Raw genomic sequence first — 18,912 nt, 5'->3', positions numbered from 1 at the left:
ATATTGTTCGTGTTTAATATAGTAGTTAAAATACTTTTATTATTAAAAAGATTGTTGCCAACGCTCCTGTGGTAGTGGTAGGATTGAAATCGAAAGCATTAATAGTATGAATCAATCCATACAATCCAATACCTTAAAACTGAAAATAAGCGAATGAAGGCAAGAGGAGAGACTGCTAGATGCAGCGCCGAAGGAGCAAGCAAATTTGTGAATCTCTCAGGCAAAAAGACTCTTGTTAGACGCACCTCTGGAGAGAGCTTCTTTAAGCCGCCAAAGATGTAATCCTCGCACTTTAATGTGAGGAGAAACTTTCAGGTCAAAAGGACAGAGAAAACGCGCTACTGACAGCGGGTTTTCTCTGTCCTTTTTTAATGGCTGGACATGGTTTGGTTTGCATAGTTGGTTAGGGTTAAATGAAACGATTTTGATTTCGATGTTATAGGAGGGAACAAGATGAGCGAGTTATTGAAAACCCCGTTATTTGAAACGTATAAGTCAATGGGTGCTAAAACGATTGATTTTGGTGGATGGGCACTTCCTGTTCAATTTTCTAGTATTAAGGAAGAGCATGAAGCTGTGAGAACAAGAGCTGGTTTATTTGATGTTTCTCATATGGGAGAAATTGATGTCAAAGGTGAACAAGCCCTTGATTATCTTCAGAAGATGATGACAAATGATGTTAGCAAACTGAAAGTAAATGGAGCCCAGTATACTGCGATGTGCTATGAGGATGGTGGTACGGTAGACGACCTTCTCGTTTACAAATACTCGGAGGAACATTACTTATTAGTCGTAAATGCAGCGAATACCGTTAAGGATTTTGACTGGCTTGAGGAGCACATCATTGAAGGTGTATCCCTTAACAATATATCGAATGAGATGGCTCAACTAGCGATTCAAGGTCCAAAAGCAGAGGTCATTCTGCAACGTCTCACAAATACAGATCTTTCATCAATTGGTTTCTTTAAGTTTCAGGCTGATCTTATGATCGCGGGAATTAAAACGTTAGTTTCTCGAACTGGTTATACAGGTGAAGATGGATTTGAACTATATACCGCTTCAGAAGATGCCCCTGCTCTCTGGAAGGCAATTTTAGCTGCGGGTGAACCTGAAAATATCTTACCTTGCGGCTTGGGAGCTCGTGATACTCTTAGATTTGAAGCTAAGCTGGCTCTTTACGGACAGGAGCTAACGAAGGATATCACTCCGCTTGAAGCGGGAATCGGTTTTGCTGTTAAAACTAGTAAAGAGGCTGATTTTATTGGTAAATCTGCTCTCCTTCGTCAGCGTGAAAAAGGCCTGGAGCGAAAATTGGTTGGCATTGAAATGATTGGGAGGGGTATTCCTCGTACGAACTACCTTGTTTATAAAGGGGAACAACTGATTGGAGAAGTGACAACAGGTACACAATCGCCAACTTTAAAAAAGAACGTTGGTCTTGCGCTAATTAAGAAAGAGTATACAGAAATGGATACTGAGTTAGATGTGGAAATTCGCAATAAGCGTGTACAAGCAAAAGTTATTCCATCACCATTCTATAAACGTCAGAAATAAACGGATACTGAGGAGGAAATGAACATATGAAACATCGCTATTTGCCAACGACTGACCAGGACAGGAAAGAAATGCTTGAAACAATTGGGGTGGACTCTGTTCAGGATCTTTTTGAGGATATTCCAGAAGCCATTCGTTTTAAAGGCGAACTTAAGGTGGAAAAGCAGCTTTTTGAATCGGAATTGATTCGTTACATGTCAAAGCTATCATCCCAAAATGCGAATACTCTCGAAAATGCGTCTTTCCTCGGTGCAGGCGTTTATGATCATGCCATTCCTTCTGTCGTAGATCACGTTATTCGTCGCTCTGAGTTTTATACGGCCTACACGCCATACCAACCTGAAATTTCTCAAGGTGAATTGCAAGCTATTTTTGAGTTTCAAACGATGATTAGTGAATTAACAGGAATGGAAGTAGCGAATTCCTCGATGTACGATGGTCCTACGGCTCTAGCTGAAGCGGGTCTGCTAAGTGCCGGACAAACAAAAAAGAAAAAAATCATCGTATCTAAAACGGTCCACCCAGAAGCGCGTGCCGTAATTGATACTTATGCTAGAGGGCAACGCTTATCCGTGGTTGAAGTCGATTCGAGCAATGGAGTTACAGACTTAGATAAGTTGAAGCAAGAAATTGACGAAAATACTGCTTGTGTGATGGTTCAGTATCCGAACTTTTTCGGGCAACTTGAACCATTGCCAGATATTGAAAAGCTTGTACATGAGCAAAAAGCAATGTTTGTCGTTTCAAGTAACCCACTGGCGCTTGGGCGCTTAACTCCACCTGGTGAGATGGGTGCAGATATTGTTGTGGGAGATTGTCAGCCGTTTGGTATCCCAGCTCAATTTGGTGGGCCTCACTGTGGATATTTCGCAGTGACGAAAAAACTAATGCGGAAAGTTCCAGGACGTTTGATTGGACAAACAACTGATGATAATGGACAGCGTGGTTTTGTACTTACGTTACAAGCAAGAGAACAGCATATTCGCAGGGATAAAGCGACGTCCAATATATGTTCAAACCAGGCACTAAATGCGCTAGCTTCCTCAGTTGCTATGAGCGCGCTCGGAAAGAAAGGCGTACGCAAAATGGCAGAGCAAAATATAAAAAAAGCTCATTATGCGAAAGCACGTCTTCAAGAAGCTGGTGTAGAGACTGTGTTCAATGGCATCTATTTCAATGAATTTGTTATTAAGGTTAACGGCCCAATCAAGGAATTGAATCGCAAGTTATTAACTAAAGGAATCATCGGCGGGTATGATCTTGGTCGCGATTATCCGGAACTTAACAATCACATGCTTGTCGCAGTAACAGAAAATCGTACAAAAGCGGAAATTGATATGTTTGTAGAAGAAGTGGGGGGAGCAAAATGAGTAAAGACCAGGCGTTAATATTTGAGCTAAGTGAACCGGAGCGTATTTCATACAGTCTTCCTGAACTTGATGTTCCTGACATTGATTTAGATGAATGGTTACCGGAGGAATTTAATCGCAATACTGAACCGGAGCTACCAGAAGTGTCAGAGCTGCAGCTAATGCGTCACTATACCGCCTTATCGAAACGTAATCACGGGGTGGATTCTGGATTTTATCCGCTTGGTTCATGTACGATGAAGTATAATCCAAAAATTAACGAAGATGTGGCAAGGTATCCTGGTTTTGCTTTTGTCCATCCGCTTCAAGAAGAGGAGACCGTTCAGGGTGCGCTAGAAATGATGTACAACCTTCAGGAAAACCTTGTCGCTGTAACAGGTATGGACGAAGTGACCCTACAACCTGCTGCAGGTGCTCATGGCGAGTGGACAGGATTAATGATGATTCGTGCCTATCATGAAGCAAATGGGGATTTTAATCGTACAAAAGTCATTGTCCCAGACTCTGCCCACGGTACAAATCCCGCCTCTGCCACCGTTGCTGGTTTTGAGGCAGTGACCGTTAAATCAAATGAAAAAGGGCTAGTTGATCTTGAAGATCTAAAGCGTGTTGTAGATCATGACACGGCAGCTCTTATGCTTACAAATCCCAATACCCTTGGTCTGTTTGAAGAGCAAATTACCGAGATGGCGACAATTATTCATGATGCTGGTGGAAAACTCTATTATGATGGTGCAAATATGAATGCCATTATGGGGGCAGCTCGCCCGGGGGATATGGGCTTTGATGTCGTGCATTTAAATTTACACAAAACCTTTACTGGACCACACGGTGGAGGAGGACCTGGTTCAGGACCTGTGGGCGTTAAATCAGATTTAATCCCATATCTTCCGAAACCAGTCCTTGTAAAAGCAAATGATGCGTATCGTTTTGACTATGATCGTCCTCAATCGATTGGACGAGTGAAACCTTATTATGGAAACTTTGGTATTAACGTCCGTGCTTATACGTACATTCGTACGATGGGGCCAGAAGGACTAAAGCAAGTATCTGAAAACGCGGTTTTGAACGCAAATTATATGATGAGACGTCTTCAAGATGCTTTTGTGTTGCCGTATGAACAGCATTGTAAGCACGAATTCGTTATTTCTGGTAAGAAACAAAAGAAACTGGGTGTTCGAACGTTAGATATGGCCAAGCGTTTGCTTGATTTTGGGTATCATCCACCTACGATTTATTTCCCTATCAATGTCGAAGAGTGTATGATGATTGAACCTACAGAAACAGAATCAAAAGAAACGCTTGATGAATTCTGTGATGTACTGCTTCAGATTGCTAAAGAAGCAGAAGATAACCCTGAAATTGTGCAGGAAGCTCCTCATACAACTGTCATTGGTCGACTGGATGAAACGACCGCTGCTAGAAAACCAATATTACGATACCAAAAAGCGTAATCTGCGTATCAGCGTAATTAAATACTTTGCGGAAATAAAAAAGCAGCTGCTACGCAGCTGCTTTTTATTTCTTCTTTACTTTTCCGCCCCATTTTTTGAAGCCGCCTTTTAACTGATAAAGGTCCTTGATCCCGTGCTTTCTAAGGATGCTTGCAGCACGAGCGACAATAATTCCGTTGTAATCATACATATAGACTGGCTGGTCTTTGCGAATTTCTTTAATACGCATTTTGAGTTGACTAACAGGAATATTTCTTGCGCCAAGAATATGGCCGTTATCAAATTCGTTTGGTTCACGAACATCAATCAGTTGGGCTTTACGGTAGCCCGCTCGGAATTCTTCCTCCGTTAACGTTTTCAAATTCCTTTTCTGTATGTAGCGAGTAATGACAACATACACAATGATCGCGACGAGTAATGCGATAATCCATTCCATATACTTTGTTACACCCTTTCAAGTAAAATCGACAACCTTAAGTTTACACGTCTTTTCCCCTTTCCGCAAAAGAAAAAAAGAATAAATAAAAAATTCACCTGAAGGTTACTGAATTAAATGCGGAATATTATTTTCTAGTTCCGATAGGTAGTTCTGAGATTGTTCGTCATTTATTTTTGTTTTAAAAAGAAACTTGGTTAGAAATAACGTCCGTCACGTATCGATCTTTCTTTTATAAAATAAGAGAGTGTTCATTGGTCATCCATTTTCACCTCTGCTAGAATAGGAGAGGTGTTAGAAATTAACTGTGATAAAGGAGTACCGATAATGAAGCAATGGGCATTTATTGATTCGGGAGAACGTTCTCCAGCATATAACATGGCACTAGATGAAGCGTTGTTGAAATGGCACAGTGAAGGGAGCATACCTCCAGTCATTCGATTTTACGGATGGAACCCTCCAACCCTATCAATCGGTTACTTCCAACGTATTGAAAAAGATATAAATATGGAAGCCGTAGAGAACTATGGGTTGGGCTTTGTGAGAAGACCTACAGGTGGAAGAGCTGTTCTTCATGATAAAGAGGTTACATACAGCGTTATTGTATCTGAAGATTATCCTGATATGCCAACTACAGTAAGGGAAGCATACCGTGTTATTTCTGAAGGCCTATTGATTGGTTTTCAACAACTTGGTTTAAATGCTTACTTCTCTGTTCCTGAAACTGAGAAAGAAAAAGAAGAACTTAGGGCTCCCAGGTCTGGTGTATGCTTTGATTCTCCCTCGTATTATGAACTTGTTGTAGAAGGACGGAAAGTGGCTGGGAGTGCTCAAACGCGCCAAAAAGGTGTCATCCTCCAGCATGGATCTATTTTGCTAGATATTGATGAAGATAAATTGTTTGATTGCTTTAAATTTAAAAATGATCGAATTCGTGAACGGATGCAAAGAGGATTCAGAAACAAAGCGGTGGCTATTAATGCACTTCGCGATACACCAGTATCAATTTCAGAAGCGATTAAAGCCTTTTATGATGGATTTCAAAAAGGCCTTAACATTGAGTTAGTCCTATTTGAGCTATCAAAAGAACAAGAAGCTTACGTGAACGATTTGGCAATGGACAAGTATGCAAGTAACGAATGGAACTTTAGTAAATGAGCACCTGCCATGGGTGCTTTTTCCTATTGACTATAGAGGAACAAATGTTCTAAAGTTATTCTTGTTGCATTAACGAAACGCGTTCTTTATTTAAAGATAGGCTAAGATCAAAAGACAGAATGTGGATAAATGTGCAATAGACAAAATTCCTCTTTTTTCTCTGTTCTTGTAATTCAACCTGGATTTATCGAGTGTAATCTCGTATTTTCACTTAATTTGAAAGTTGACAAATTAAACGAACATCCGCCGTTTTACTATATGTAGTATTGGGCAAAGAATTCTGAACACTATATATGGTTTAAAATGATTGTCTGCATGATGGACATGTGCTACTATTAATCAAGACGATTTATCACAGTTACATACATCTAGAGTTGCTCTTATATGTATAAATGTCGAAACGGAGGGGTTTATATGACAATAAAAACCAATGAAAAAAGAAGGTCCATTAACATCGCACAGTTAAATAAAGATATTGAGATGTTCGCGCAGGTTCATCCTATTACAGAAGATATGCACCTTAGCCACAAAGGTGTAAGTCGTCTTGTTATGCTGGATCGCTATGCCTTTAAAGATACTGAAAAAAAGACGTTGCAAAAAGGTGATTTTGTTGTCTTAACGATTAAGGAAGATCCAAAGTTCCCAGCACGAGGTCTTGGATATATTGAAAAACTGGATCTAGCTTCAAAGAAAGCGACTGTTGCTGTGCATGAAGACTATATCGGTGTACTGGATACTGAAGAAGAGAGAGAAACTGGCTTAATTGTACGTTCATTGGACGTTATTGAGAAGCCTCTTGAAGTTTACTATGAGCAAATTGCACGACGGAACGCTCGGGGCTTGGCAGATGTTGAGAAAACGGATGGTGAAAAGAAATATTGGGAAGATCGTTTCTATAATGAACTTTCATCAATGAACTTTGTCCCAGCAGGACGAGTACTATATGGCGCAGGTGCAGATACGGAAGTAACCTATTTCAATTGTTATGTTATGCCGTTTCCACAAGATTCAAGAGAAGGCATTTCGGAGCACCGCAAACAGGTAATGGAAATTATGAGTCGCGGAGGCGGGGTAGGAACAAATGGCTCAACGCTTCGTCCGAGGAACACTCTTGCAAGAGGAGTTAATGGAAAGTCATCGGGGTCCGTTTCATGGCTTGATGATATTGCAAAGCTTACACATCTCGTAGAGCAGGGCGGATCACGTCGCGGTGCACAGATGATCATGCTTGCAGATTGGCATCCTGATATTATTGAATTCATCATTTCAAAAATGCAAAACCCACGCATCCTTCGTTTTCTTGTGGAAAACACAAAAGACGAGCAGATTAAAAAGCTTGCAGAAGATAAACTGAAATTCACGCCTCTTTCTGATGCTGAGAGATCGATGTACCAAAGCATTCTAAATTATCGTAGTATCCCCGGTACAGGTGGTTTTGAAGAAAAAGTGATGCAAGACGCACAGGAAAAATTAGCGACTGGTGGTACGTATTCCGTTCATAATCCAGACTTTTTAACTGGAGCAAATATTTCTGTTTGTCTCACGAAGGATTTCATGGATGCAGTCGAAAATGATGCTGAGTATGAACTGCGCTTTCCTGATGTAGAAAACTATACGAAAGAACAAATGAGTTTCTACAATGAGAACTGGCACGAATCTGGTGATGTTCGTGATTGGAAAGAACAAGGATTCCCTGTAAGAACGTATCGTAAAGTTCAGGCAAAAGAGCTATGGGATCTTATCAATATTTGTGCAACATATTCGGCAGAACCAGGAATCTTCTTTATTGATAATGCTAATGAAAAAACAAACGCTACATCTTATGGCCAAAAAGTGGTAGCAACGAATCCTTGTGGAGAGCAACCGTTAGCGCCTTATTCAGTTTGTAACCTCGCGGCTGTAAACCTCGCTGAAATGGCAAATAAAGAGAAGAAAACAGTTGATTTCGAAAAATTGAAAGAAACTGTCGAAGTAGGCGTAAGAATGCAAGATAACGTTATTGATGCAACGCCATATTTCTTAAGAGAAAACGAAAAACAAGCTCTTGGTGAGCGCCGCGTGGGTCTAGGAGTAATGGGGCTTCATGATTTATTGATCTATTGCGAAACAGTGTACGGCTCTGAAGAAGGAAATAAGTTAACTGATCAAATATTTGAAACAATCGCGACTACGGCTTATCGTGCTTCAGTTGACTTAGCTAAGGAAAAAGGCAGTTTCCCGTTCCTAGAAGGTGAGACAGCAGACGAAACAAATCGGTTACGTGAAGCTTTTGTTAACACTGGCTATATGCAACAAATGCCGAATGATTTACGAGACAGCATTATGGATTATGGTATTCGTAACTCACATCTACTAACTGTAGCGCCTACGGGTAGTACAGGTACGATGGTTGGCGTTTCAACCGGTCTTGAGCCATACTTCTCGTTCTCTTATTTCCGCAGTGGTCGCCTCGGTAAATTTATCGAAGTGAAAGCAGATATACTAGCAGAATACTACGAAAAAAATCCAGAAGCAGATCCAGAGAAGTTGCCAGAATGGTTTGTTTCCGCAATGGAACTTGCCCCTGAAGATCATGCTGATACGCAATGTGTGATTCAACGCTGGGTAGATAGTTCGATCTCTAAAACGGTAAATGCGCCAAAAGGTTATTCCGTAAAGCAAGTAGAAGCTGTTTATGAGCGTCTTTATAATGGCGGCGCTAAGGGAGGCACGGTTTATGTAGATGGAAGCCGTGATTCTCAAGTTCTAACCCTTAAAGCTGAGGATAATTCATTTGAGCAGCTTGAATTTGAGGATGGGATGCAAGAAAAGAAACAAGTTGTTCTTGTTGATACAATCACTGACCTTCGTTCAACTGATGTAACAATCGGGTCTGAAGTAGGTAATACGTGTCCAGTCTGTCGGAAAGGACAAGTAAAAGAAATCGGTGGATGTAATACATGTGATAATTGTAGTGCACAACTGAAGTGCGGACTTTAGGATCTGGGAGCGAAGGATAAGCGGAAACGTTTATCCTTCATCTTTTTGTGATCTCCTTTAGCTGGTTCACTAAGGTTTGCCTCTTAATAAAAGCATATGGAACCTTTCCTTGTATCCGCCCATACTATGGTGTATGCTTTTATTAACTGGCTTAAATGGAATAAAAGATGGAGGGAATCCAATGGCCACTACTCCAAGTATGGAAGATTATATTGAACGTATTTATGCACTAATAGACGGAAAAGGGTATGCTCGCGTATCAGACATTGCGGAAGCACTAGAGGTACATCCCTCCTCGGTAACAAAAATGATTCAAAAATTAGATAAAGGTAAATATGTCGTTTACGAAAAGTATCGCGGCTTCATGCTTACTCCCAAAGGGAAAAAGCTAGGCAAGCGACTCGTTGATCGCCATGCTTTGCTTGAACAATTTCTAGGTGTTATCGGGGTTAATGAAGAGAACATATACGAAGACGTTGAAGGGATCGAGCATCATTTAAGTTGGGATGCTATTGATCGAATTGGAGATCTAGTCCAATATTTTGAAGAAACGAATGGACGAGTGGATGAACTTAGGGAAGTCCAGCGGAAAAATGAAGAAGCTCACGAGGAACAATCCGAGGTGTAATCGGATTGTTCTTTTTTTATCAATAAAGGCTTTTTGGATATGAAACAATATCTTTTTTTCTGTACTAAATCTTAGCTTATAAGCTTAGGCTTTAATAAGGTTGGAAGGAGGTAGAGATGTGTATATTGACGGAGTGTTTTCAGGTGGGGGAGTAAAAGGAATTGCACTTGTGGGAGCACTTCAAGCTGTGGAGAAAAAAGGGCTTTCATTTAAGAGAACAGCTGGAACGAGTGCTGGTGCTCTTATTGCTGCACTGATCATTGCAGGGTATAAGGGGCATGAGTTAGAAAACACATTGCTTGATACAGATTTGACTTCATTATTAGAGAAAAATTCAGGTTTTACGTTCCCGCTTCTTCGCTGGTTGATGTTATATTGGAATCTTGGTCTTTATTCTGGAAAGGACCTAGAACTTTGGGTGGGGGGATTATTGAAAAAGAAGGGAATTTCAACATTTGGAGATCTGCCTGAAGGTTCCCTTAAGATTATCGTATCAGATATTACGAAAGGAAGGCTTGTTGTATTACCTGATGACCTTGCCCATTATGGATTCGTGCCAGAGCAATTTTCAGTTGCTAAAGCAGTGCGTATGAGTGCAAGTTTGCCATTCTTTTTTAAGCCTCAGCCTCTTTATTCCATTAATGGAAAAAAACATTACATGGTAGATGGGGGGATATTGAGTAATTTTCCACTGTGGGTTTTTCAAACGCCTGATCATAAAAAACCGCTTCGCCCTGTGCTGGGGTTTCAACTGAGTGCAAACTTTAATCAAATTCCTGAAAATAAAATATCAAATGCCGTTGACATGTATCAGGCTCTCTTTGAAACAATGAAACGAGCTCATGATGCACGATACATTGATGATCAAAAAGCTCAAAATATCGTATTCATTCCGATCAATCAGGATATTACCACTGCATTTAAATTAGAGAGACATGGGCAGAAGAAATTAATCATGTTAGGTAAGGAGCGAACTTCTCAATTCCTCAATACGTGGCGGAAAATGCCCGAAATACAAAGAAAGGATGGCTGAATATCAGCCATCCTTTCTTATTTAAAGACTTAAATTCAAATGAAAACTCTTGCTAAAAGCACGGTGCTTCACTTTAAAGCCACAATTTTAAAAAAGAGCTCTGTTTTTCTTCTTGCCTTTACGTCCTTCAATGACCGTAAAAGGATTTTCTTTCTTGTCTTCTTGTAATGAACGCTTCTTAGGCGTAAGTCGTTTAGATGGGATGACCCGCAGGTGAGTGGCATTTCTTCTAGGTGTAGCTTTTTTCTTTTTTAATTTTGAAGATTGTTTTGCAGCTCTTTGATAGGCAGTTGATTGTTGCCCCATTTTTTTTGCCATCAATTTTTTGGCAATAAAGATGATCACGACGGCAATTGCTGCAGTGATAAGAAGCTGCTTGAAAAGTCCGCTTGGATCTGTGAGTATTTTCCATAAAAAACCAATAGCTGCAAGACCTATTAATAAATAAATCAGAGGTTGAACAACACGGCGCGACAAATGATTCACCTCCTGTTCATCTTTACACAACTTTTGTGCTTGAATCATCTTCCTCTCGTAATTTATCTCGAGAAAGTAGTTCTTTAAATGAGTGAATTGCTACATCTACTTGCTTGTCATCAGGATTTTTCGTCGTTAGGAGCTGTACCCATAATCCTGGATAGCCAAGCCCCTTCAAAACTGGGATATCTCTCACTTTGTTCGTTAGCTGAAGAACTTCAAAAGAGACACCAAGGACAACTGGTATTAATGCCACACGATATACTAACCTGACCCATAAAGGGTCAGTGGGAACTAATAGATAAATAAATACTCCAATGACGACTGTGAAAAGAATAAAGCTACTTCCGCATCGGTAATGCAGTCGTGATTGTTTCTGCACATTATCGATTGTAATGGGTAATCCAGCTTCATAAGCATTAATTACTTTGTGCTCTGCACCATGATACTGAAACACTCTTTTAACGATAGGTGTGAGTGAAATGAAATAAATATAGCCTAGCAGTAGAATCAGTTTAATGAAACCTTCTATTAAATTCTGAACCACGTGACCTGGAAATATAAACTCCAGTGAAGCTGCAGCTAATGCTGGTAATAAGGTGAAAATCGTTTTCACAAAAGCGAAAGAAATAACGCCTATAGCAGCAGCACCTAATAAAAGAGTTAGTTTAGAAGGCTCATCTTTTCCAAGGACTTCCTCATCTTCAGAAGGATCAACATCGTAACGCTCGCTAGAGAAATTTAAATGCTTCGTCCCATTTCCACTAGCATCAATGATTGCGACAACTCCGCGTATGAAGGGGATTTTCTTAAGTTTTGTTCGTATTGGTTTCGGCTGTTTGGGAACTTCTAGATAATCAATCGATCCATCCTTTCGCCGAATAGCGGTTACAGATGTATGTTTCCCCTGAAACATGACGCCTTCCACAACCGCTTGCCCGCCATATGCAGGCTTGTTAGTATCTGACAATATCTCTCACCAACCTATAGTATGAAGTAGAATGTTTTGAAACGATTATACTCTTAATTAAATGTACTTAATACCATTCTACAAGAAATAGGCAAAAACCTCTAGATAGGAGATGTTAATAATCATTTTCCCCAACGTTAGCGATTTTAATCTCTTCAATACACATATTTTCTAATAAATAATTTCGTGTACAGTAGGAAATGCTAGGTATGAGGTGAATGTAATGGAAAAAGAAAAGCAGCAGGACTCAAAAGAAAACGAGCAGCTTGAACAGAATAAGCAAGAACAACCTCTTTCTTTCACATCAAAAATTGTTACCATCGGAATAGCGGGGGGGCTGTTTTGGGGGCTTATTGGGTACTTGACTTATTTGTTTAAGTTCACGAAAATACCGCCTTCGTTAATTCTTTCACCGTGGGCACTTGGAGAGTGGAAGAATGAACAGCTAGGTCAATGGATAGGTATCCTTTCAATTGGACTCATTTCCATTCTCGTTGCATTTTTATATAAAATAACGCTTGTGAAAATCAATAATATGCTGGCAGGGCTTGCTTATGGGGTTGTACTATGGATCATTGTATTCTACTTGCTTAATCCAATGTTTATTGACTTGCCAACAATTACAAAACTAGATCGCAATACAGTTATTACAACAATCTGCCTCTATTTACTTTATGGAGTATTCATTGGCTATTCGATCTCCTTTGAGTATCATGAGAACCAGCAAAAGGGCACTTCCTATTCAAACAAATGAAGCTATGGTAGAATGTTCATGGAACATTCTCTTTTTTTATGCAACATCTGAGTTAGAGAGAACTGCCGAATCGTCATGATTAAGGAGACTGGCATGAAAACATTCTATGTGCTAAACGGACCTAATTTAAATCGACTGGGTAAACGTGAACCCGACATTTATGGGAACGAAACGCTTGAAAATGTGGAACAGCGATTATCTCAATTAGCTCGTGAAAATGAGGCAACTGTAATTTTTCGTCAATCGAATCACGAAGGAGATCTAATTGATTGGATTCATGAAGCAGAGAATGCTTCGGGTATTATACTAAATCCAGGCGCCTTCACTCATTATAGTTATGCAATCCGTGATGCAATTGCTAGTGTTCCTGTTTCAGTGGTAGAGGTACATATTTCAAATGTACATAAGCGAGAGCCTTTTCGACACACGTCTGTCATTTCCCCTGTCACTACAGGGCAAATTGTAGGATTTGGATTAGTGGGTTATGAACTAGCGTTGCGATCATTTTTATAATTCTAAAGGAGGACGAAGTTTTGGAACGTATTGAGAATCTACGTCAGTCATTTAAAGAGTATGATATTGATGCGATGTTAATTACATCAACAAGCAATCGCAGGTATATCTCTCAGTTTACGGGAAGTTCAGGCGTTGTTCTAATTACTGAGAATGAAGCCAAGTTTGTAACTGATTTCCGCTATATTGACCAGGCAAAAGAACAGGCGAAGGGTTTTGAAATTGTACAACACAAAGGCCCAATTGTAGATGAAGTGGCAAAAATAGCAAATGCACTAGGCGTTAAAAAGTTAGGGTTTGAAGAAACACAAGTTACATATCAGATTTTTAAGACATATGAATCCAAAGTAGAAGCAAGTTTTGTTCCTATAAATGGACTTCTTGAGAAACAACGTATGATCAAAGATGCTAGTGAATTAAACGTTTTGAAAGAAGCTACTGAAATAGCAGATGCTGCTTTTCAACATATCACAAGCTATATCCGTACGGGTTTAACCGAGCTTGATGTATCCAATGAGCTTGAGTTTTTTATGAGAAAAAATGGCGCAACCTCGTCTTCATTTGATATTATAGTTGCGTCGGGTATTCGCTCAAGCCTTCCACACGGTGTTGCAAGTGATAAAGTTATTGGCAAAAACGAACTAATTACACTAGATTTTGGCGCCTATTATAAAGGATATTGTTCTGATATTACACGTACTGTGGCTGTTGGAGATCCTGGCGAAGAACTTAAAGGTGTTTATCACACGGTCCTTGAAGCTCAGCTTAAGGCGATGGAACAAATTAAGCCTGGAATGAGTGGAAAAGAAGCAGATGCTATATCCCGGGATTTAATTGCTGCAAAAGGTTACGGAGAATACTTCGGGCATTCACTTGGTCATGGTGTTGGTCTTGAAGTACATGAAGGCCCTGGGCTTTCAGCTAAATCTGATACGGTGTTACAACCGGGTATGGTCGTTACCGTTGAACCAGGCATTTACTTATCTGGTAAGGGCGGAGTACGAATAGAAGATGATACAGTCATTACCGAGACTGGCAATGAGACGCTGTCTCATTCAACTAAGGAATTGCTGATTCTCGGCGAATAATGAAAGTGAGGGACTACTTATGATTTCTGTTAACGATTTAAAAACTGGTCTTACGATTGAAGTGGATAATGGGATCTGGACAGTAATGGAATTTCAACACGTGAAGCCTGGTAAAGGTGCAGCTTTCGTAAGAACAAAGCTACGTAACCTTCGTACTGGCGGTATTCAAGAAAAAACATTCCGTGCTGGCGAAAAGGTTTCTAAAGCTCATATTGAAAACCGTAAAATGCAGTACCTTTATGCAAGTGGAGATATGCACACATTTATGGATACAACATCTTATGAACAAGTGGAACTTCCTACAGAGCAAATTAATTATGAACTCAAATTCCTAAAAGAAAACATGGAAATTTCCATTCGTACTTACGGTGAAGAAACAATTGGTGTGGAATTACCAAATACTGTTGAACTCGTTGTTACTGAAACTGAGCCTGGTATTAAAGGTGATACAGCTTCAGGAGGAACAAAGCCTGCAACTGTTGAAACTGGTTTAACGGTTCAAGTACCGTTCTTTGTGAACCAGGGAGACATTCTCATTATTGATACTTCTAAAGGTGAATATGTATCAAGGGGATAGTGAAATGATTTTTAAAACCGCTCTGTATGAGCGGTTTTTTTGTTTTTTAAAAATGAGTGATTACTCACTTTACATTGAATGATTTCGTGATAAAATATAGTGAGTAATCACTCATTTTAGGAGGGGTCACATGCCCAAAGATGCAATTGAAGCAAATGTTACGAAGAACTACGGCAAAACTACCATTTTAGATCATGTTAATCTTTCACTAAAACGCGGTGAGATATTCGGTCTCTTAGGACCATCCGGCTCTGGTAAGACTACCTTAGTGAAACTCTTATGTGGTATTGAAGAGGCTTCTGAAGGTGAGGTGAAGGTGCTCGATACGAAAATGCCCAATCTTGGTATGATGAAGAAAGTTGGTTATATGGCGCAGGCGGATGCTTTGTATGGTGAATTAACAGCTTATGAAAATCTGAAGTTTTTTGCAACTCTAAGCGGTGTCCATCGACGTGATCAAAAAGAACGGATTATAGAGGTAATGAAGCTCGTTAATTTAGAAAATGAACTTCAAAAGAAAGTAGAAGATTTTTCGGGTGGAATGAAGCGACGCTTATCCCTCGCCATTGCTTTGTTGCACAATCCTGATATTTTATTGTTAGATGAGCCAACTGTTGGAATTGACCCCTCACTTAGACAAAAAATTTGGTGGACATTTGAAAAACTAAGAAGCAATGGAGTCCTCATATTGGTAACAACTCATGTAATGGATGAAGCTGAAAGATGTTCAAGGCTTGGTATGATCCGAAATGGTCAATTGATTGCAGTCGGTACACCGGACGAATTAAAAAAACAAACTGACTCAGTAACAATCGAGGAAGCGTTTCTTTCGTTTGGAGGTGGGGTGGAATGAGGATATTTGCAGTTGTAATAAGGATATTGAGGCAGTTTATAAGTGATAAACGAACGATGGCTTTAATGATTGTGGCACCTATTATCATTTTAACCATGCTATCTCTTGTCTTTAACGGAGAAGATCTGGAATTGAAATTAGGCGTACGAAACACCCCTGAATCGATCGTTGAACAAATGGAAAAACACGCTAGTGTAAAACCCATTGCTTCAGATGAAGCTATTGAATCTACTTTAAAAAAAGATTATGATGCTGTGATTGATTTTGGGAACGGTGCGAAAAAGCTATATCTTGAAGGAAGCGATCCTTCTATTAATCGAGCAGTCATAAATATGGTTCAAAGTAGTTCAATGGGGAAAAATCAAAAAATGGATTTGGAAGTGTCCTATTTGTTTGGTTCGAACAATATGAGTTCATTTGATCACTTTGGACCTGTTTTAGTAGGCTTCTTTATATTCTTCTTTGTGTTTTTGATTGCTGGAGTCTCTTTCTTAAGAGAGAGGACACAAGGGACGCTTGAACGAGTTTTGGCTACCCCAATAAAACGGTGGGAACTTGTAACAGGTTATGTAATCGGTTTTGGATTATTTACAATGCTTCAATCGGCCATAATAGCATTATATAGTATTTATGTGATTGATCTCATGATGGAAGGAGCTTTTCTTTATGTCTTGTTGATTACACTTATGCTAGCGTTAAGTGCACTAACGTTGGGAACTTTACTCTCCTCATTCGCAAAAAATGAATTGCAAATGATTCAGTTCATTCCTCTTGTGGTCGTTCCCCAAATCTTTTTCTCTGGGCTGTTTAATCTTGATACGATCTCAAACTATCTTAGTTGGATTGGTCCGTTAACTCCTTTGTATTATGGAGCTGATGCCCTGAGAAGTGTTATGATTAAAGGACAAGGCTTAACAGATATATGGATTGATTTACTTGTTTTACTTGGATTTTCAATCGTTTTTATGATTTTAAACATATACGCACTAAAAAAACATCGACGAATTTAGAATCAGGGGGAGCATATGAAGAAGGAAGAGAATGACATGGAATGGCTTTTTGATGAAGAAGTGAGCGATTCTGGAGATTTAACTGAGAAGCAAAAGCGCATCGTAAAAGCAGCGGTTGAGATGTTTCAGGAAAAGGGATTTTCTGCTTCATCAACTAGCGAAATTGCCAGACGTGCTGGTGTAGCAGAAGGAACCATATTTCGCCACTATCGTACGAAAAAAGATTTGCTTCTAGCTATTGTTACACCTGTCATGAGTCATCTTGTTGCTCCTTTTATCGTTAAAGATTTAGATAAAGTACTAAAACAAGACTATGAGCACTATGAAGATTTTTTAAAGGCGGTTGTAAGAAATAGACAAACATTTATTCGTAAGCACTTACCGATTGTGAAAATCCTTATTCAGGAAATTCCCTTTCATGAAGAACTTCGCACACAATTTATCGAGCATATAGCGAAAGATTTATTTGATCGATTTGGAAAAGTAGTCGTTCACTTTCAAGAAAAAGGAGAATTGATTGAAATCCCACCTTCCTCTGCAATTCGACTTTCATTAACCGCCATTCTCGGTTTTTTTCTAGCAAGATATATTATGGTTCCGGACCGTGATTGGGATGATGAGAAAGAAATTGAAATAACTGTTCAATTCATATTACATGGTTTAAAAGCAAGATAACCACCCACATTAGGGTGGTTTTTTTGTGTTCTTTTAAGAACTGGTCTATAACTTAGTCTTCTGAAATAATCGGTGTCATCATAAGTTGTACTGATTAGGGAGGGTTAGGATGATTCATTCCGTTCTTTTAATGGGTTTACTTCGCATACTATCTGGTGTTATTGAGCTCATTGCAGCTGTATTGATTCTAGTTATTCATGATCTTAAAACCGCAATGTTGATCAATGCATTTTTAGCCATTGTCGGGCCTATCATCCTTGTCGTTACGATGACAGCTGGACTAATTGGTCTAGCAGGAGATCTATCAATCACAAAAATTCTATTCATTGTAATTGGTGTAGGCTTTATTTTAATTGGGACGCTCTCATAGATTTGATAGAGACATATTTCGATCGTAATAGGAATAGTAGTGTAGAGAGAAACAAGCAGTGGGAGGAGGGACATTCGTGGAAGAAGCTCTTCGTGTGCTTCCAGAAAACGTAAAGAAAATCCTGCGTCAATACACAGAAATGGAAAAATCAACGATTGAAGAAATTCGAATGCGCATTAACCGTCCGCTTGAAATAATGATCAATGGAAAACCGAATTTTCCTCTCTTAAACGGTCAAACATACTTCATTTCAAAAGATGATAGTCAACAAATGATAAATAAACTTAGCCATTATTCCCTGTACGCGTTAGAAGAAGAATTAAAAAAGGGATTTGTCACGATTGAAGGCGGGCACCGCGTCGGTCTTGCAGGAAAAGTCATTACGCTAAACGGACATGTTAAAGCGATCCGTGACATTGCATCATTTAATGTCAGAATCGCAAAACAAAAGCTTGGTATAGCTGTACCGCTTGTATCATATCTTTATGCAGGGGGTTGGACAAATACAATTATTCTAGGACCACCTCAATCCGGCAAAACGACGATGCTACGTGATTTAACTCGAATAATGGCTGAAGGCGATGACGTAAGAAGGATTCCGTCAGCTAAAGTAGGGATTGTTGATGAACGATCTGAAATTGCTGGTTGTGTCCATGGAATCCCTCAACATCGGTTAGGAAATCGCGTCGATGTTTTGGATGCTTGTCCAAAAGCAGAAGGAATGATGATGATGATTCGTTCCATGAGTCCAGAAATATTGATCGTTGATGAAATTGGTCGAAAAGAAGATAGTGAAGCTATTGTTGAAGCAATTAATGCTGGTATTAACCTTGTTGTAACTGTCCACGGAACGTGCATGGATGATTTACACAGAAGGCCAAGTATGAAAGGTTTATTGAACTCTGGATCTTTTGAAAGAATTGTCGAACTGTCACGTAAAAATGGTCCTGGGACGATTCATGCGATCAAAGATAAAACGGGTAAGGAAATTCGACGTAAAAAGGTGATCTAGC

At 39.6% G+C, this 18,912-nt stretch carries 19 protein-coding genes and 1 riboswitch; of the genes, 16 read left to right on the top strand and 3 right to left on the bottom strand.

What is annotated here, in order from left to right:
• Positions 1-153: 153 nt before the first annotated feature.
• A riboswitch (glycine riboswitch) is annotated at positions 154-242 on the top strand.
• A 211-nt stretch (positions 243-453) separates the two neighbouring features.
• Genes gcvT through gcvPB form a run of 3 tightly spaced genes read left to right on the top strand, consistent with a single transcriptional unit; the run spans position 454 to position 4,378 of the window.
• On the top strand, positions 454-1,554 hold the full coding sequence (gcvT, locus tag ATG70_RS10150) for a glycine cleavage system aminomethyltransferase GcvT (protein WP_098444191.1): 1,101 nt from the start codon (positions 454-456) through the stop codon (positions 1,552-1,554).
• A 26-nt stretch (positions 1,555-1,580) separates the two neighbouring features.
• Positions 1,581-2,924 (top strand): aminomethyl-transferring glycine dehydrogenase subunit GcvPA, encoded by a 1,344-nt coding sequence (gene gcvPA, locus ATG70_RS10145; RefSeq protein ID WP_098444190.1) that lies wholly within the window; start codon positions 1,581-1,583, stop codon positions 2,922-2,924.
• A complete protein-coding gene (gene gcvPB / locus ATG70_RS10140; RefSeq protein ID WP_098444189.1) occupies positions 2,921-4,378 on the top strand; it encodes an aminomethyl-transferring glycine dehydrogenase subunit GcvPB in 1,458 nt (485 codons plus the stop codon). Before gcvPA ends, gcvPB begins: the two co-directional genes overlap by 4 nt.
• 64 nt (positions 4,379-4,442) lie before the next feature.
• Here the strand turns inward: gcvPB and ATG70_RS10135 are convergent, their stop codons facing one another.
• On the bottom strand, positions 4,443-4,814 hold the full coding sequence (locus tag ATG70_RS10135) for a rhodanese-like domain-containing protein (protein WP_098444188.1): 372 nt from the start codon (positions 4,812-4,814) through the stop codon (positions 4,443-4,445).
• Positions 4,815-5,141: 327 nt separating this feature from the next.
• Between ATG70_RS10135 and ATG70_RS10130 the strand changes: the two genes are divergently transcribed.
• From ATG70_RS10130 to ATG70_RS10115, 4 genes are all read left to right on the top strand, one after another.
• Positions 5,142-5,972 (top strand): lipoate--protein ligase family protein, encoded by an 831-nt coding sequence (locus ATG70_RS10130; RefSeq protein WP_373560760.1) that lies wholly within the window; start codon positions 5,142-5,144, stop codon positions 5,970-5,972.
• A gap of 414 nt (positions 5,973-6,386) precedes the next feature.
• The gene (locus tag ATG70_RS10125; protein WP_098444187.1) at positions 6,387-8,951 is read left to right on the top strand and encodes a vitamin B12-dependent ribonucleotide reductase; all 2,565 of its coding nucleotides are present in this window, start codon (positions 6,387-6,389) and stop codon (positions 8,949-8,951) included.
• A gap of 181 nt (positions 8,952-9,132) precedes the next feature.
• Positions 9,133-9,579, top strand: a complete 447-nt coding sequence (gene mntR / locus ATG70_RS10120) for a transcriptional regulator MntR (RefSeq protein WP_098444186.1) — start codon at positions 9,133-9,135, stop codon at positions 9,577-9,579.
• 118 nt (positions 9,580-9,697) lie between these two features.
• Positions 9,698-10,612: a patatin-like phospholipase family protein gene (locus ATG70_RS10115; RefSeq protein ID WP_098444185.1), complete on the top strand. Its 915-nt coding sequence runs from the start codon at positions 9,698-9,700 to the stop codon at positions 10,610-10,612.
• 87 nt (positions 10,613-10,699) lie between these two features.
• Here the strand turns inward: ATG70_RS10115 and ATG70_RS10110 are convergent, their stop codons facing one another.
• Both ATG70_RS10110 and ATG70_RS10105 read right to left on the bottom strand, forming a co-directional pair.
• On the bottom strand, positions 10,700-11,137 hold the full coding sequence (locus ATG70_RS10110) for an SA1362 family protein (RefSeq protein ID WP_142329570.1): 438 nt from the start codon (positions 11,135-11,137) through the stop codon (positions 10,700-10,702).
• Complete coding sequence (locus ATG70_RS10105; RefSeq protein WP_098444183.1) at positions 11,112-12,059, bottom strand: DUF1385 domain-containing protein; 948 nt, start codon at positions 12,057-12,059, stop codon at positions 11,112-11,114. Before ATG70_RS10105 ends, ATG70_RS10110 begins: the two co-directional genes overlap by 26 nt.
• 223 nt (positions 12,060-12,282) lie before the next feature.
• Here ATG70_RS10105 and ATG70_RS10100 point away from each other — a divergent pair, with 223 nt between their 5' ends.
• The 9 genes from ATG70_RS10100 to spoIIIAA all read left to right on the top strand — a co-directional run bounded on the left by ATG70_RS10100 (position 12,283) and on the right by spoIIIAA (position 18,911).
• Positions 12,283-12,813, top strand: a complete 531-nt coding sequence (locus ATG70_RS10100; RefSeq protein ID WP_098444182.1) for a YqhR family membrane protein — start codon at positions 12,283-12,285, stop codon at positions 12,811-12,813.
• A gap of 93 nt (positions 12,814-12,906) precedes the next feature.
• On the top strand, positions 12,907-13,326 hold the full coding sequence (aroQ, locus tag ATG70_RS10095; RefSeq protein ID WP_098444181.1) for a type II 3-dehydroquinate dehydratase: 420 nt from the start codon (positions 12,907-12,909) through the stop codon (positions 13,324-13,326).
• 20 nt (positions 13,327-13,346) lie between these two features.
• Positions 13,347-14,414 (top strand): M24 family metallopeptidase, encoded by a 1,068-nt coding sequence (locus ATG70_RS10090; RefSeq protein ID WP_098444180.1) that lies wholly within the window; start codon positions 13,347-13,349, stop codon positions 14,412-14,414.
• Positions 14,415-14,433: 19 nt separating this feature from the next.
• Positions 14,434-14,991 (top strand): elongation factor P, encoded by a 558-nt coding sequence (gene efp / locus ATG70_RS10085; RefSeq protein ID WP_098444179.1) that lies wholly within the window; start codon positions 14,434-14,436, stop codon positions 14,989-14,991.
• Positions 14,992-15,121: 130 nt separating this feature from the next.
• Entirely contained in the window at positions 15,122-15,844 is a 723-nt protein-coding gene (locus ATG70_RS10080; protein WP_098444178.1) for an ABC transporter ATP-binding protein, read from the top strand.
• Entirely contained in the window at positions 15,841-16,854 is a 1,014-nt protein-coding gene (locus tag ATG70_RS10075; RefSeq protein ID WP_098444177.1) for an ABC transporter permease, read from the top strand. The genes ATG70_RS10080 and ATG70_RS10075 overlap by 4 nt, the downstream gene beginning before the upstream one ends.
• Positions 16,855-16,869: 15 nt before the next feature.
• Positions 16,870-17,529, top strand: a complete 660-nt coding sequence (locus ATG70_RS10070) for a TetR/AcrR family transcriptional regulator (RefSeq protein ID WP_098444176.1) — start codon at positions 16,870-16,872, stop codon at positions 17,527-17,529.
• Between the two features lie 109 nt (positions 17,530-17,638).
• Positions 17,639-17,899: a DUF2619 domain-containing protein gene (locus tag ATG70_RS10065; RefSeq protein WP_098444175.1), complete on the top strand. Its 261-nt coding sequence runs from the start codon at positions 17,639-17,641 to the stop codon at positions 17,897-17,899.
• Between the two features lie 76 nt (positions 17,900-17,975).
• The gene (gene spoIIIAA / locus ATG70_RS10060; protein ID WP_098444174.1) at positions 17,976-18,911 is read left to right on the top strand and encodes a stage III sporulation protein AA; all 936 of its coding nucleotides are present in this window, start codon (positions 17,976-17,978) and stop codon (positions 18,909-18,911) included.
• Position 18,912 lies beyond the last annotated feature (1 nt).

Origin of the sequence: Bacillus sp. es.036 (assembly GCF_002563635.1) — a bacterium.
Classification (GTDB): Bacteria; Bacillota; Bacilli; order Bacillales; family Guptibacillaceae; genus Guptibacillus.
Note: the sequence above shows the minus strand (reverse complement) of the source record. Positions and strands in the feature narration are given on the sequence as shown.

What these genes read in the sequence shown, in the direction of transcription:
- ATG70_RS10070 (WP_098444176.1), top strand. Translation starts at nt 16,870, where the DNA reads ATGAAGAAGGAAGAGAATGACATGGAATGGCTTTTTGATGAAGAAGTG.
- aroQ (WP_098444181.1), top strand. Translation starts at nt 12,907, where the DNA reads ATGAAAACATTCTATGTGCTAAACGGACCTAATTTAAATCGACTGGGT.
- gcvT (WP_098444191.1), top strand. Translation starts at nt 454, where the DNA reads ATGAGCGAGTTATTGAAAACCCCGTTATTTGAAACGTATAAGTCAATG.
- ATG70_RS10100 (WP_098444182.1), top strand. Translation starts at nt 12,283, where the DNA reads ATGGAAAAAGAAAAGCAGCAGGACTCAAAAGAAAACGAGCAGCTTGAA.
- efp (WP_098444179.1), top strand. Translation starts at nt 14,434, where the DNA reads ATGATTTCTGTTAACGATTTAAAAACTGGTCTTACGATTGAAGTGGAT.
- gcvPB (WP_098444189.1), top strand. Translation starts at nt 2,921, where the DNA reads ATGAGTAAAGACCAGGCGTTAATATTTGAGCTAAGTGAACCGGAGCGT.
- mntR (WP_098444186.1), top strand. Translation starts at nt 9,133, where the DNA reads ATGGCCACTACTCCAAGTATGGAAGATTATATTGAACGTATTTATGCA.
- ATG70_RS10110 (WP_142329570.1), bottom strand. Translation starts at nt 11,137, where the DNA reads ATGATTCAAGCACAAAAGTTGTGTAAAGATGAACAGGAGGTGAATCAT.
- ATG70_RS10080 (WP_098444178.1), top strand. Translation starts at nt 15,122, where the DNA reads ATGCCCAAAGATGCAATTGAAGCAAATGTTACGAAGAACTACGGCAAA.
- ATG70_RS10125 (WP_098444187.1), top strand. Translation starts at nt 6,387, where the DNA reads ATGACAATAAAAACCAATGAAAAAAGAAGGTCCATTAACATCGCACAG.
- ATG70_RS10075 (WP_098444177.1), top strand. Translation starts at nt 15,841, where the DNA reads ATGAGGATATTTGCAGTTGTAATAAGGATATTGAGGCAGTTTATAAGT.
- ATG70_RS10135 (WP_098444188.1), bottom strand. Translation starts at nt 4,814, where the DNA reads ATGGAATGGATTATCGCATTACTCGTCGCGATCATTGTGTATGTTGTC.
- ATG70_RS10065 (WP_098444175.1), top strand. Translation starts at nt 17,639, where the DNA reads ATGATTCATTCCGTTCTTTTAATGGGTTTACTTCGCATACTATCTGGT.
- ATG70_RS10130 (WP_373560760.1), top strand. Translation starts at nt 5,142, where the DNA reads ATGAAGCAATGGGCATTTATTGATTCGGGAGAACGTTCTCCAGCATAT.
- gcvPA (WP_098444190.1), top strand. Translation starts at nt 1,581, where the DNA reads ATGAAACATCGCTATTTGCCAACGACTGACCAGGACAGGAAAGAAATG.